Source organism: Cognatilysobacter tabacisoli (assembly GCF_003586305.1).
Taxonomy (GTDB): Bacteria; Pseudomonadota; Gammaproteobacteria; order Xanthomonadales; family Xanthomonadaceae; genus Cognatilysobacter_A; species Cognatilysobacter_A tabacisoli.
Window position 1 is genome coordinate 906,028 of the sequence record NZ_KZ987400.1, and the last position, 11,865, is coordinate 917,892.

The window sequence follows — 11,865 nt, forward strand, 5'->3', positions numbered from 1 at the left end:
CCGCGCCCGACTCAGCGCGTGTAGAGCAGCCGGTTCGGCGAACCGGTGCCGATGCTGGTCAGCCGGTTGAGCGTGGCGTTGTTGATCAGCCAGCTGGTCACCGTGGTGCGCGATGCGGTCGGGAAGCGCTGCAGGTACAGCGCCGCCGCGCCGGCGACGTGCGGAGACGCCATCGACGTGCCGCTGATCGTGTTGGTCGCCGTGGTGCTGGTGTACCAGGCCGAACGGATCGAACTGCCGGGAGCGAAGATGTCGACGCAGCTGCCGTAGTTCGAGAACGACGAGCGCACGTCGGTCGACGTCGTCGAGCCGACGGTGAACGCGCCCGACGCGCGCGCCGGCGAGTAGTTGCAGGCGTTGGCGTTCGAGTTGCCCGCCGCGACGACGACCACCACGCCGCTGTTGGCGAGGTTGTTGGTCGCCGTGTCGGTCGCCGACGACGCGCCGCCGCCGAGGCTCATGTTCGCCACGGCCGGCAGCACGCGGTTGGCGCGCACCCAGTCGATGCCGGCGATGATCGTCGAGTTGGCGCTGCCGCCGGTGCAGCCGAACACGCGCACCGGCACCAGCCGCACGGACTTCGCCACGCCCCAGGTCGCGCCGCCGATCGTGCCGGCGACGTGCGTGCCGTGGCCGTTGCAGTCGCTGGTGCCGCGGCCGTCGTTGATCGCGCTGTAGCCGCCGCTGACGCGCCCGCCGAAGTCGCTGTGGCTGGCGAGGATGCCGCTGTCGATCACGTACGCGCGCACGTTGGAGCCGGTGTAGTCGTAGACGTAGGTACCGTTGAGCGGGCGGTCGCGCTGGTCGCTGCGGTCCAGGCCCCAGGTCGCGCCGGACTGGGTGGCATCGAGGGTGACTTCGCCGTCCTCCTCGATGAACGCCACGCGCGGGTCCTTCAGCATGCGCGCCATCGCGCGCTCGTCTCCGCGTGCGACGAAGCCCTGCAGCGCGTGGCGGTACACGCCGGCCACGCCGACGTCGAACCGTGCGGCGAGGTCGACCGCCGCGTTTTCCGCGGCGACGGCCAGGCCGGGCGCGCGTTCCAGCCCGGGCGGCGTCTGCAGGCGTTCGGGGTCGAGCACGACGATGTACTGGCCCTCGATGGGCTTTTCCGCGCGGAGCAGTTCGCCGGCGTAGGCCGACGTGCCGAGGGCGAGCATTACGCTTGCAGCGAGAAGTCGCTTGATCATCTTGATGTTCCTGGCAGTGGTTGGGTGTGGGCCTGCGCGTCCCCTGCGGGCCCGGACGCCACATCCCCTGCGCGAACATCCGCCGGATCCGTGGCCCGGCGAGCAATCGCACCGGCGACGCCGGCTGTCAACGGCGTGCCGACGCGCGTCGATGTTTCGATCTGAACGATCGATCGGCGCGCCTGCCGGGCCATGCAAGAAATCCGTGAAACGCAGCGCTGGCCGGCCTTTCCGCACGATGCGCTAACGCACGGAGCGCGCGTGGGTGGTCAGCGAGGTGAAGGCGCGTCCGCGCGTATTGTTGCGTTGCACCGACGCGCTGCGACGGCGCGCGCGTGCTGCAACCGCTTACATACCCACGCCAGTCCGGCGTCGGGCCGCGCGCGTGGCGGGACCCGCGCGCGGCCGCGTATGCTCGGCGCGATGACTTCCGGACTTCGCCATGCGCCGACTGCTCGTATGCCTGCTTGCCCTGTTCCCCGTCATGGCGGTTGACGCCGCCGGCACGGCGCCGCCCGCCGCTCCGAGGACCGCGCTGGTGATCCACGGCGGCGCGGGCTTCGTGCCGAAGGACAGCATCAGCGAGGCGCAGCGCGTCGCGTACCACGCCGCGCTCAACCGCGCGCTCGACGCCGGCCACGCGGTCCTGGCCAAGGGCGGCACCGCGCTCGATGCGGTGACCGCCGCGGTCGTGGTGCTCGAGGAAGCGCCGGAATTCAACGCTGGCAAGGGCGCCGTGTTCAACGCCGCGGGCAAGCACGAACTCGACGCGGCGATCATGGAAGGCCACACCCGCCGCGCCGGGGCGGTGGCGGGCGTCACCACGGTGCGCAATCCGATCCGGCTGGCGCGCGCGGTGATGGAGCACAGCCCGCACGTGATGCTCGCCGGCGACGGCGCCGAGGCGTTCGCCGACACGCGCCCCGAGCTCGAGCGCGTGCCGAACACGTGGTTCGACACCGAGCGCCGCCGCGAGCAGCTCGAGAAGGCGCAGCGCGCCGAACGCGACAAGCGCGCGGCCGTGCGCGACAGCGACAGCGACGCCGCGCCGTACTTCGGCACCGTCGGCGCGGTGGCGCTCGACGCCCGCGGCCACATCGCCGCGGCCACCAGCACCGGCGGCATGACCAACAAGCGCTACGGCCGCGTCGGCGACGCGCCGATCATCGGCGCCGGCACGTGGGCCGACGACCGCTGTGGCGTCTCCGGCACCGGCTGGGGCGAGTTCTACATCCGCGCCGCGGCCGCGCACGACATCTGCGCGCGCGTGGCGTACCGCGGCGACAGCCTGCAGACTGCAGCGGACGAGGTCATCAACCGGTTGATCCCCGCCGCCGGCGGCGACGGCGGCGCCATCGCGCTCGACCGCGACGGCAACATCGCGATGCCGTTCAACAGCGGCAGCATGTTCCGCGGGTGGGTGCACCCCGACGGCCGCCGCGGCACCGCCATCCACGAGGCCGAGCCCGAGCGCTGACCCGCGGCAGGCGCGGCGCCGGGGACGGCCGGCCACGGCAGGGCGCCGGTCGCCGGCCAACGCCGCTTCAGGGGCGGCCGCCGGGCTTGTGGCAAAATCGCGGGTCCGCCGCGGCCCCGGCCGCGCTGTCCACCGTCTCCGGAGCCCGTTCCCGATGCCGGCTACCGCCGCTTTGCGCCGCGTTGCGCATTTCGCCGCCGTGCCCGCCGTTGTCCGGCGCGGGCGGGGCTGAGGCATGGCCGACGAGTTCGGGCACCTGCCGCGCGGTCCGGCGCGGATCCTGAAGGCGACCCGCTGGTCGTTCCAGGGCCTGCGCGCGGCGTGGCTGCACGAGTCGTCGTTCCGGCTCGAGGTCTATCTGTTCGCGCTGCTCGGTCCGCTGGGCTGGGTGCTCGGCCAGACCCCGGTCGAGCGCGTGCTGCTGATCGGCAGCTGCCTGCTGGTGCTGAGCATCGAGCTGCTCAATTCGGCGGTCGAGGCGGTGATCGAGCGCTACGGCGCGGAGTTCCACGAGCTCGCCGGTCGCGCCAAGGACATGGGCTCGGCCGCGGTGTTCGTGCTGATGTTGAACGTGCTGTTGACCTGGGGCGCGATCGTCGGCCCCCGGCTGCTGTAACCCGCCCGCGCCTGCGCTGCGCCGTCGCGCGCGCACCGCACCATTTTCCGCCATTGCCGTAGACAGGAATGCCCCGTGCTTGAACAGCTGCTCGATCCGCAGGTCTGGATCACCCTCATCACCCTCAGCGCGATCGAGATCGTGCTGGGCATCGACAACCTGGTGTTCATCTCGATCGCGGTCAGCAAGCTGCCGTACGGGCAGCGCGAGAAGGCGCGCAAGTTCGGCATCGCGGTCGCGTGCATCACCCGCATCCTGCTGCTGCTGACGCTGGCCTGGCTGGCCGGGCTGACGTCCGACCTGTTCCACCTGTTCGGCCAGGGCCTGTCGGTGCGCGACCTGGTGCTGATCCTCGGCGGCGCGTTCCTGCTGGTGAAGGGCACGATGGAGATCCGCGACCTGGTCGTCGGCGAGTCCGAGTCGGAGGACGTCCACACCCGGCCGGCCGCGTCGTTCATGGCGGTCATCGCGCAGATCGCGGTCATCGACATCGTGTTCTCGCTCGACTCGGTGATCGCCGCGGTCGGCATGGCCAACCAGACCTGGATCATGGTGTGCGCGATCCTGCTGGCGGTGGCGGTGATGCTGCTGGCCTCGCGCCCGCTGGGGCAGTTCATCGACCGCAACCCGTCGATCAAGATGCTGGCGCTGGCCTTCATCGTGCTGATCGGCGTGTACCTGGTCGCCGACGGCTTCGAGGCGCACATCCCGAAGGGCTACATCTACGGCGCGATGGGCTTCTCCGCGCTGGTCGAGTGCCTGAACCTGTGGGTGCGGCGCAACCAGGGACGCCGGCTGGAGGCCGAATAACGCGTCGCGACGCCGCGGCCGGACGCCCCTCCGCCCCGGCGTCCTGCCGTCACGCCGCGTCCATTGCGTGTCGACGGGGCCGGTGTTGGAATGCCGGCCACGTTCCCCCGCTGGAGTTGCGTCATGCGTAGGCTTGCGATGTCGTGGGTCCTGGTCGTACTCGTCGCGCTGCTCAGCGGCTGCGGCTACAACACGATCCAGTCGAAGGACGAGGCCGTGACCGCCGCCTGGTCGCAGGTGCTGAACGTCTACAAGCGCCGCGCGGACCTGGTGCCCAACCTGGTCGCGACGGTGCGCGGCTACGCCAGCCACGAGCAGCAGGTGCTGACCCAGGTCACCGAAGCGCGCTCAAAGGTCGGCAGCATCAACGTCAACGCCGACGACCCGGCATCGCTGCAGCAGTTCCAGCAGGCGCAGGGCGAGCTGCAGAGCGCGATCGGCCGGCTGCTGGTGGTCAGCGAGGCCTACCCGCAGCTCAAGGCCGACCAGAACTTCCTGCAGCTGCAGGCGCAGCTGGAAGGCACCGAGAACCGGATCACCGTCGAGCGCCAGCGCTACATCCAGACGGTGCAGGACTACAACACCTACATCCGCCAGTTCCCGACCAACCTCACCGCGATGATGTTCGGCTACAAGCCCAAGCCGAACTTCACCGTCGACAATGTCGAGCAGATCCAGGAAGCGCCGCAGGTCGACTTCGGCACCCCGTCGCAGCAGAGCCAGCCGCAGCCCGCGCAACCGCCGGCGCCGGTGGGCGGCTGATCGACGCGGCCCCGGCGACGGCCTCGGGTTGAACCGCATGCCTGCCCGCCGCACCGGCGGCTACCGCGCTGCGCTGGTGCGCGCCTGCGCGATCGTGGTCCTGCTGGGCGCCAGCCTCGCCGCGTTCGCGCAGGCGCTGGCGCCGATCCCGCCGCTCGATGCGCCGGTGGTCGACACCACCGGCACGCTCGACGCGGCGACGCGGCAGCGGCTGGAGGCGCAGGCGCTCGCGCTGCAGCAGCGCAAGGGCAGCCAGCTGCAGGTGCTGGTGGTGCCGACGACTCAGCCGGAGGACATCGCCCAGTACGCGGTGCGCGCGTTCGAGCAGTGGAAGCTCGGGCGCGCGGGCGTCGACGACGGCGTGCTGCTGCTGGTCGCCAAGGACGACCGCCGCGTGCGAATCGAAGTCGGCTACGGGCTGGAAGGCCCGATTCCCGACGCGACGTCCGCGCGGGTGATCCAGGAATACCTGGTGCCGAAGTTCCGCGCAGGCGACTACGCCGGCGGGATCGAGGATGCGACCGCCGCGCTGGTCAAGCTCATCGACGGCGAGCCGCTGCCGGCGCCGATGGCCGATCACCGCAGCAGTGGAGGCGGTGGCGGGAGCGGCTGGCTGTTCGCGCTGTTCGTCGCGTTCATCGTCGCCCAGGTCGCGCGCGGGGTGCTGGCGCGGACTCCGCGGATCGTGCGCGGCACCGTCGCGGCGGCCGCGGCCGGCGGGATCGCCTGGCTGCTGTCGTCGCTGCTGCTGGTCGGCGGCCTCGGCGCGCTGATCGGGTTCTTCCTCGGCCTGGCCAGCGCGCCGCGCGGCCGCTTCGCCCGCGATGCGGGGTGGGGCGGGTTCGGCGGCGGGGGCTGGGGCGGTGGGGGCGGCGGCTGGGGCGGCGGCGGTGGCGGTGGCTGGTCCGGCGGCGGCGGCATGAGCGGGGGCGGTGGCGCCTCCGGTAGCTGGTGAGGAGCCGTCGATGCGCCTGCTGAAGCACCTGTTCGCACCGTCGTCCGGAACGCTGTTCCCCGAACAGACGCTGCATGCGATCACCGACGCGATCGCGGCCGGCGAGCGCGCGCACACCGGCGAGCTGTGCTTCGCGGTTGAGCCGGCGCTGCACTGGCGCGCGGTCGTCGCCGGGGTCGATGCGCGCACCCGCGCCCACGAAGTCTTCGCCCAGCTGCGCGTGTGGGACACGGCGGCCAACAACGGCGTGCTGATCTACCTGCTGCTGGCCGACCACCGCATCGAGATCGTCGCCGACCGCGGCTTCGCCGGTCGCGTCAGCGACGCGCAATGGCGCGGCGTGTGCCAGCTGATCGAGGAAGGCCTGCGCGGCGGCCGGCCGGACGCCGCGGTGCTGCGCGGCGTCGAAGCCGCCTCGGCGCTGCTCGCCGAGCACTTCCCGCGCGACGGCGCGATCGACGACGCCAACGAGCTGCCCGACCGGCCGCACCTGCTGTAGCCCGCACGACCCTGGGGCGGCGCGCAGGACGGCCTCGCGCGCTGGCCGTGGCCGCCAAGGCCGCGCGGCCGACTCCGCTCGGCGGCGGCACGCGGCACAATAGGGCCAGACCGCTGTCCGGAACCGCTTACGCATGACGACCCTGCACCAGATCGATCCGATCGCCTTCGGCCTCGGACCGCTGCAAGTCCACTGGTACGGGATCATGTACCTGCTCGGGTTCGGCGTGGCCTGGTGGCTCGGCACGCGGCGGGTGCGCCAGGGGCGGCTGCCAGGCGTCAACGAGCAGGCGTTCGGCGACCTGCTGTTCTACGGCATGCTCGGCGTCGTGCTCGGCGGGCGGCTCGGCTACGTGCTGTTCTACAGCTTCGACGCGCTGCGCCAGGACCCGCTGATGCTGGTGCGGATCTGGGAAGGCGGCATGAGCTTCCACGGCGGGCTGATCGGCGTCGTCGTCGCCGCCTGGTGGTGGTCGCGCAGGCACGGGCTGCACCTGTTCGACACGATCGACTTCGTCGCCCCGATCGTGCCGCCGGGCCTCGGCTTCGGCCGCATCGGCAACTACATCGGCGCCGAGTTGTGGGGCAAGCCGACCGGCGGCGGCTGGGGCGTGGTGTTCCCCAACAGCGACCTCGGCCCGTACACCGGCGCGCCGATCGAGCAGCTGCGCGCGCTGCATGCGTCGGGCGCGCTCGACGCCTACGCGCGCCATCCGTCGCAGCTGTACCAGGCGACGCTCGAGGGCCTGGTCCTGTTCATCGCGCTGTGGTGGTTCTCGCGCCGGCCGCGTCCGCGCTACGCGGTGGCCGGCCTGTTCGCGCTGCTGTACGGCGTGTTCCGGTTCGCGATCGAGTTCGTGCGCGTGCCCGATGCGGACATCGGCTACCTGGCGTTCGGCTGGTTCACGATGGGCCAGCTGCTGAGCCTGCCGCTGATCGTGCTCGGCCTGTTCTGGCTGTGGTATTCGCGCCGCCAGCCGACGCTGGCGCCGGCCAAGGCGGGCTGAGCCATGCACGCCTACCTCGACCTGCTGCGCCACGTGCTCGAGCACGGCACCGAGAAGTCCGACCGCACCGGCACCGGCACCCGCAGCGTGTTCGGCTGGCAAATGCGCTTCGACCTCGGCGCCGGCTTCCCGCTGGTGACCACCAAGAAGCTGCACCTGCGCTCGATCGTGCACGAGCTGCTGTGGTTCCTGCAGGGCGAGACCAACATCGCGTACCTGAAGGCCAACAAGGTCAGCATCTGGGACGAGTGGGCCGACGCGGACGGCGAGCTCGGCCCGGTGTACGGCAAGCAGTGGCGGCGGTGGGCCGGCGCGGACGGCATCGAGATCGACCAGATCCGCTGGGTCGTCGACGAGATCAGGCGCAATCCCGATTCGCGCCGGCTGATCGTGTCGGCGTGGAACGTCGCCGACCTCCCGCGCATGGCGCTGATGCCGTGCCACACGATGTTCCAGTTCTACGTCGCCGACGGAAAGCTCAGCTGCCAGCTGTACCAGCGCAGCGGCGACATCTTCCTCGGCGTGCCGTTCAACATCGCCAGCTACGCGCTGCTGACCCACATGGTTGCGCAGGTGTGCGGGCTCGGCGTCGGCGACTTCGTGCACACGCTCGGCGATGCGCACCTGTACTCGAACCATTTCGAGCAGGCGCGCGAGCAGCTGTCCCGCACGCCGCGCGCGCTGCCGACGCTGCGGCTCAATCCCGGCGTCACCGACCTGTTCGCGTTCGGCTACGACGACATAGCGATCGAAGGCTACGACCCGCTGCCGGCGATCAAGGCGCCGGTCGCGGTCTGACTGGCGCATGGTCGACCTGGTCCTCGTCGCGGCGCTCGATCGCCGACGCGCCATCGGCCGCGACAATGCGATGCCGTGGCACCTGCCGGACGACCTGAAGCGCTTCAAGGCGCTCACGCTGGGCCAACCGGTGCTGATGGGGCGCAAGACCGCGCAGTCGCTCGGGCGCGCGCTTCCGGGGCGGCTCAACCTCGTGCTGACGCGCTCGGGCCGCGTGCCGTTCGACGGCATGCAGGCGGTTGGCACGGTGGCCGATGCCGAGCGCATCGCCGGCGAGCACGGCGCCAGTGCGCTGTTCGTGATCGGCGGCGGCGAGGTCTACGCGCTGTGCCTGCCGCGCGCCGCGCGCCTGTACCTGACCCACGTCGACACCGCGATCGACGGGGCCGACGCGCACTTCCCGGCGTTCGACCCCGCGGACTGGCGCGTCACGGCGCGCGAAGCGCACGCGGCCGATGCGCGCCACGCGCACGCGTTCGAGTTCGCCGATTACGAGCGCGCCGCCAACCGCTAGCGCGGCGGATCAATCCGGATCTTGTTCGTACTCGACCGGCGCCGGCCGCGACGGCGGCTGATCGCCGCTTCGCGCCGGCTGGGGACCCCGTCCGTTGCGTTCGTGCCGCTGTGGCGAGCGATCCCCGCGCGGCGGGTTCGGCGCGCCGTTGCGCGGGCGCGGCCCCCGCGCGTCGCCCGGGTGGTGCGGCGGACGCGGGCGCGGCGGCTGCGCGGGCACGTCGCGGCCCGGCACCTGCACCAGCCGCAGCTCGTCGGTGTCGAGCTGCAGCGCGGTGAGCTTGCCGCCCCACACCGCCCCGGTGTCGATCGCGTGCACGCCGTGGCCGATGAACAGCCCCAGCGTCGACCAGTGGCCGCAGACGATCTTGAGGTCGCGTTCGGCCTGGCCGGGCACGGCATACCACGGGTACAGGCCGACCGGCTGCGTGCCGGGGCTGCCCTTGTCCTCGAACGAAATCCGCCCGCGCGGCGTGCAATAACGAAGCCGGGTGAACACGTTGATGATCGCGCGCTGGCGGTCGAGGCCGGCGAGCTTGGGGTGCCATGCCGGCTTGTCGCCGTACATGTTCTTCAGCAGCCGGCGGTACTGGTCGCCGTGCAGCTTCTCCTCGATCTCGCGCGCGTAGCGCTCGGCCAGCCGCGTGGTCCACGCCGGTGCGAGGCCGGCATGCACCATCATCCAGCCCAGCTCGCGGTCGGCGTGCACAAGCTTCTGCATGCGCAGCCAGTCGAGCAGGACGTCGCGGTCCTCGGCCAGCACGATCCGCTGCAGGTCGGCGTTGACCTTGCGCTGGTCCTCGAGCGAGCGCTCGCCGATGGCGAGCAGCGACAGGTCGTGGTTGCCGAGCACGACCACGCTGTGCTCGCGCAGCGAATGCACGAGGCGCAGCGTTTCCAGCGACTGGCCGCCGCGGTTGACCAGGTCGCCGCAGAACCACAGGCGGTCGCGCGCCGGGTCGAACGCGATGCACTCGAGCAGGCGCTGGGTGGCGTCGTAGCAGCCCTGCAGGTCGCCGATGGCCCAGGTCGTCATCCGCGCCTCAGTGCAGCGTGCGCGGCACGGACAGGGTGAACGCGGGGATCGGCGCGTCGAAGTGCGTGCCGTCGTCGGCGACCATGCCGTAGCGGCCCTGCATCGTGCCGAGCGCGGTTTCGAGCACCGCGCCCGACGTGTACTCGAAGTCCTCGCCGGGCTCCAGCCGCGGCTGTTCGCCGACCACGCCGTCGCCGTCGACTTCCTGGACCTGGCCGTTGGCGTCGGTAATCCGCCAGTGGCGCGTCATCAGGCGCGCGGGCACGTCGCCGCGGTTGCGGATGCGGATCGTGTAGGCGAAGACGAATCGGTCCTGCTCGGGTTCGGACTGGTCGTCCAGGTAGCGGGTGGCGACTTCGACGTCGACGGCGTAGGCACGGCGTTCCATGCCCGACAGTGTAAGCAATGCGGCGTCAGCGCGGGCTCACGTCGCGCCGATGCGATTGCTCAGGCGCACGAAGTCGGCCACCGGCAGCTGCTCGGCGCGCGCATCCGGGCGGACGCCCGCCGCTTCGATCATCGCCGCGTCGCAGACCTGCGACAGCGCGTTGCGCAGCGTCTTGCGCCGCTGGCCGAACGCATCGCGGACGACGCGTGCGAACAGGTCGCGGTCGTCGATGCCGATCGTCGCCGGATCGCGCGGCACCAGCCGGACGACGGCCGAGTCGACCTTCGGCGGCGGGCGGAACGCGGCGGGCGGCACGTCGAACTGCGGGATCACGTCGCAGTACGCCTGCAGCATCACGCTCAGGCGGCCGTAGACCTTGCTGCCGGGCTCGGCCGCCATGCGGTCGACGACCTCCTTCTGCAGCATGAAGGTCATGTCGGTGATGGCGGGCGCGTGGTCGAGCGCGTGGAACAGGATCGGCGACGACAGGTTGTACGGCAGGTTGCCGACCAGCCGGATCACGCCCTCGTTGGCGAGCGCGGTGAAGTCCACGTCGAGCACGTCGCGGTGCAGGATCTCCAGCGTGCCGTGCGCGCGCGCGGCCTCGGTCAGCGGGAAGATCAGGTCGCGGTCGAACTCGATGACGGTGAGTTCGTGGTGGACGTCGAGCAGCGGGAACGTGATCGCGCCCTGGCCCGGGCCGATCTCGACCAGCCGGTCGCCCGGCTTCGGGTCGACCGCGCGGACGATCGACGCGATGATCCCGCGATCGACCAGGAAGTGCTGGCCCAGGCTCTTCTTGGCCGGCTCGGTGAAAGCGGTCTTGCGCGTGCTCATGCGCGCATTGTCCCGCGAACGCGCGCGATGCGCGCGCAGGTGCGCGCGGCGGCGATCAGGCTCGCCGGGTCGGCGACGCCGCGTCCGGCCAGCTCGAGCGCGGTGCCATGGTCGACCGCGACCCGCGGGTACGGCAGGCCCAGGGTCAGGTTCACTGCGTGCTCGAAGCCGCTGTACTTCAGCACCGGCAGGCCCTGGTCGTGGTACATCGCGACGATCGCGTCGAACCCGCGCAACTTCGCCGGCAGGAACGCCGTGTCGGCCGGCAGCGGTCCGACCAGTTGGAGCCCTTCGCCGCGCAGGCGGGCGAGCACCGGCTCGATGACGTCGATCTCCTCGCGCCCCAGGTGGCCGGCCTCGCCGGCGTGCGGGTTGAGCCCGAGCACGGCGATCGTCGGGCGTTCGATACCGAAGTCGCCGCGCAGCGCCGCGGCGGTGATCCGCAGCGTCCGCTCGAGCGAGTGCGGAGTGATCGCGTCGGCGACCGCGCGCAGCGGCAGATGGGTCGTCGCCAGCGCGACGCGGACCACGTCGTTGGCCAGCATCATCACGACCTCGCAGCCCGCGTGCGCGGCGAGCAGCTCGGTCGTCCCGGTGTAGGCGATGCCGCCGTCGTTGATCGTGGCCTTGTGCACCGGCCCGGTGACCAGTCCGTCGAAGCGGCCGGCGATGCAGCCGTCGGCGGCGGCGTGGAGCGCCGCGATGACCGCAGGCGCGTTGCGCGGGTCCGGCTGGCCGAATGGTGGCGGGTCACCCGCGCCGGGCATGTCCACCAGCTCCAGCGCACCGGGTCGCGCGCCGGGCGCGTCGGCCAGCGTCAGCGGCAGTCCGATGGCGCGTGCCGCGGCCTGCAGCACGCGGGCGTCGGCGAAGGCGACGAGGTCGAAGTCACGGGGCGCGTGCGCGAGGCGAACGCACAGCTCGGGCCCGATGCCGGCGGGCTCGCCCGGAACGAGCGCGAGCCGCGGGCGGTGCACG

The 11,865-nt window shown here is 71.8% G+C and carries 14 protein-coding genes; 9 read left to right on the plus strand and 5 right to left on the minus strand.

The features are described 5' to 3' along the window. Positions 1-11: 11 nt before the first annotated feature. A complete protein-coding gene (locus D3A60_RS04025; protein WP_119717384.1) occupies positions 12-1,190 on the minus strand; it encodes a S8 family peptidase in 1,179 nt (392 codons plus the stop codon). A gap of 484 nt (positions 1,191-1,674) precedes the next feature. Here D3A60_RS04025 and D3A60_RS04030 point away from each other — a divergent pair, with 484 nt between their 5' ends. From D3A60_RS04030 to D3A60_RS04070, 9 genes are all read left to right on the plus strand, one after another. Next, positions 1,675-2,667 carry an isoaspartyl peptidase/L-asparaginase family protein gene (locus D3A60_RS04030; RefSeq protein WP_196778643.1) on the plus strand — a complete coding sequence of 331 codons (993 nt, stop codon included), beginning with the start codon at positions 1,675-1,677 and terminating at the stop codon, positions 2,665-2,667. 235 nt (positions 2,668-2,902) lie between these two features. Beyond that, complete coding sequence (locus tag D3A60_RS04035) at positions 2,903-3,283, plus strand: diacylglycerol kinase (protein WP_119717386.1); 381 nt, start codon at positions 2,903-2,905, stop codon at positions 3,281-3,283. A gap of 75 nt (positions 3,284-3,358) precedes the next feature. Next, positions 3,359-4,093 (plus strand): TerC family protein, encoded by a 735-nt coding sequence (locus D3A60_RS04040; RefSeq protein WP_119717387.1) that lies wholly within the window; start codon positions 3,359-3,361, stop codon positions 4,091-4,093. 123 nt (positions 4,094-4,216) lie between these two features. Continuing rightward, a complete protein-coding gene (locus D3A60_RS04045) occupies positions 4,217-4,855 on the plus strand; it encodes a LemA family protein (protein ID WP_119717388.1) in 639 nt (212 codons plus the stop codon). Positions 4,856-4,892: 37 nt separating this feature from the next. After that, positions 4,893-5,810 (plus strand): TPM domain-containing protein, encoded by a 918-nt coding sequence (locus D3A60_RS04050; RefSeq protein WP_119717389.1) that lies wholly within the window; start codon positions 4,893-4,895, stop codon positions 5,808-5,810. A gap of 10 nt (positions 5,811-5,820) precedes the next feature. Then, a complete protein-coding gene (locus D3A60_RS04055) occupies positions 5,821-6,309 on the plus strand; it encodes a TPM domain-containing protein (RefSeq protein ID WP_119717390.1) in 489 nt (162 codons plus the stop codon). 133 nt (positions 6,310-6,442) lie between these two features. Further along, on the plus strand, positions 6,443-7,315 hold the full coding sequence (gene lgt, locus D3A60_RS04060; RefSeq protein WP_119717391.1) for a prolipoprotein diacylglyceryl transferase: 873 nt from the start codon (positions 6,443-6,445) through the stop codon (positions 7,313-7,315). A 3-nt stretch (positions 7,316-7,318) separates the two neighbouring features. Next, on the plus strand, positions 7,319-8,113 hold the full coding sequence (locus D3A60_RS04065) for a thymidylate synthase (protein ID WP_119717392.1): 795 nt from the start codon (positions 7,319-7,321) through the stop codon (positions 8,111-8,113). Positions 8,114-8,120: 7 nt separating this feature from the next. Then, the gene (locus D3A60_RS04070) at positions 8,121-8,627 is read left to right on the plus strand and encodes a dihydrofolate reductase (RefSeq protein WP_119717393.1); all 507 of its coding nucleotides are present in this window, start codon (positions 8,121-8,123) and stop codon (positions 8,625-8,627) included. 9 nt (positions 8,628-8,636) lie between these two features. Here the strand turns inward: D3A60_RS04070 and D3A60_RS04075 are convergent, their stop codons facing one another. Genes D3A60_RS04075 through pdxA form a run of 4 tightly spaced genes read right to left on the minus strand, consistent with a single transcriptional unit; the run spans position 8,637 to position 11,864 of the window. Further along, positions 8,637-9,662 (minus strand): symmetrical bis(5'-nucleosyl)-tetraphosphatase, encoded by a 1,026-nt coding sequence (locus D3A60_RS04075; protein ID WP_119717394.1) that lies wholly within the window; start codon positions 9,660-9,662, stop codon positions 8,637-8,639. A gap of 7 nt (positions 9,663-9,669) precedes the next feature. Further along, positions 9,670-10,050 carry a Co2+/Mg2+ efflux protein ApaG gene (gene apaG / locus D3A60_RS04080; RefSeq protein ID WP_119717395.1) on the minus strand — a complete coding sequence of 127 codons (381 nt, stop codon included), beginning with the start codon at positions 10,048-10,050 and terminating at the stop codon, positions 9,670-9,672. 36 nt (positions 10,051-10,086) lie between these two features. Continuing rightward, complete coding sequence (gene rsmA / locus D3A60_RS04085) at positions 10,087-10,887, minus strand: 16S rRNA (adenine(1518)-N(6)/adenine(1519)-N(6))-dimethyltransferase RsmA (protein WP_119717396.1); 801 nt, start codon at positions 10,885-10,887, stop codon at positions 10,087-10,089. Continuing rightward, entirely contained in the window at positions 10,884-11,864 is a 981-nt protein-coding gene (gene pdxA, locus D3A60_RS04090) for a 4-hydroxythreonine-4-phosphate dehydrogenase PdxA (RefSeq protein WP_119717397.1), read from the minus strand. The genes rsmA and pdxA overlap by 4 nt, the downstream gene beginning before the upstream one ends. Position 11,865 lies beyond the last annotated feature (1 nt).

Bases quoted from the DNA above. Each gene is read 5' to 3' on its own strand.
- D3A60_RS04025 (WP_119717384.1), bottom strand. From the start codon at position 1,190: ATGATCAAGCGACTTCTCGCTGCAAGCGTAATGCTCGCCCTCGGCACG.
- D3A60_RS04030 (WP_196778643.1), top strand. From the start codon at position 1,675: ATGGCGGTTGACGCCGCCGGCACGGCGCCGCCCGCCGCTCCGAGGACC.
- D3A60_RS04035 (WP_119717386.1), top strand. From the start codon at position 2,903: ATGGCCGACGAGTTCGGGCACCTGCCGCGCGGTCCGGCGCGGATCCTG.
- D3A60_RS04045 (WP_119717388.1), top strand. From the start codon at position 4,217: ATGCGTAGGCTTGCGATGTCGTGGGTCCTGGTCGTACTCGTCGCGCTG.
- D3A60_RS04050 (WP_119717389.1), top strand. From the start codon at position 4,893: ATGCCTGCCCGCCGCACCGGCGGCTACCGCGCTGCGCTGGTGCGCGCC.
- D3A60_RS04055 (WP_119717390.1), top strand. From the start codon at position 5,821: ATGCGCCTGCTGAAGCACCTGTTCGCACCGTCGTCCGGAACGCTGTTC.
- lgt (WP_119717391.1), top strand. From the start codon at position 6,443: ATGACGACCCTGCACCAGATCGATCCGATCGCCTTCGGCCTCGGACCG.
- D3A60_RS04065 (WP_119717392.1), top strand. From the start codon at position 7,319: ATGCACGCCTACCTCGACCTGCTGCGCCACGTGCTCGAGCACGGCACC.
- D3A60_RS04070 (WP_119717393.1), top strand. From the start codon at position 8,121: ATGGTCGACCTGGTCCTCGTCGCGGCGCTCGATCGCCGACGCGCCATC.
- D3A60_RS04075 (WP_119717394.1), bottom strand. From the start codon at position 9,662: ATGACGACCTGGGCCATCGGCGACCTGCAGGGCTGCTACGACGCCACC.
- apaG (WP_119717395.1), bottom strand. From the start codon at position 10,050: ATGGAACGCCGTGCCTACGCCGTCGACGTCGAAGTCGCCACCCGCTAC.
- rsmA (WP_119717396.1), bottom strand. From the start codon at position 10,887: ATGAGCACGCGCAAGACCGCTTTCACCGAGCCGGCCAAGAAGAGCCTG.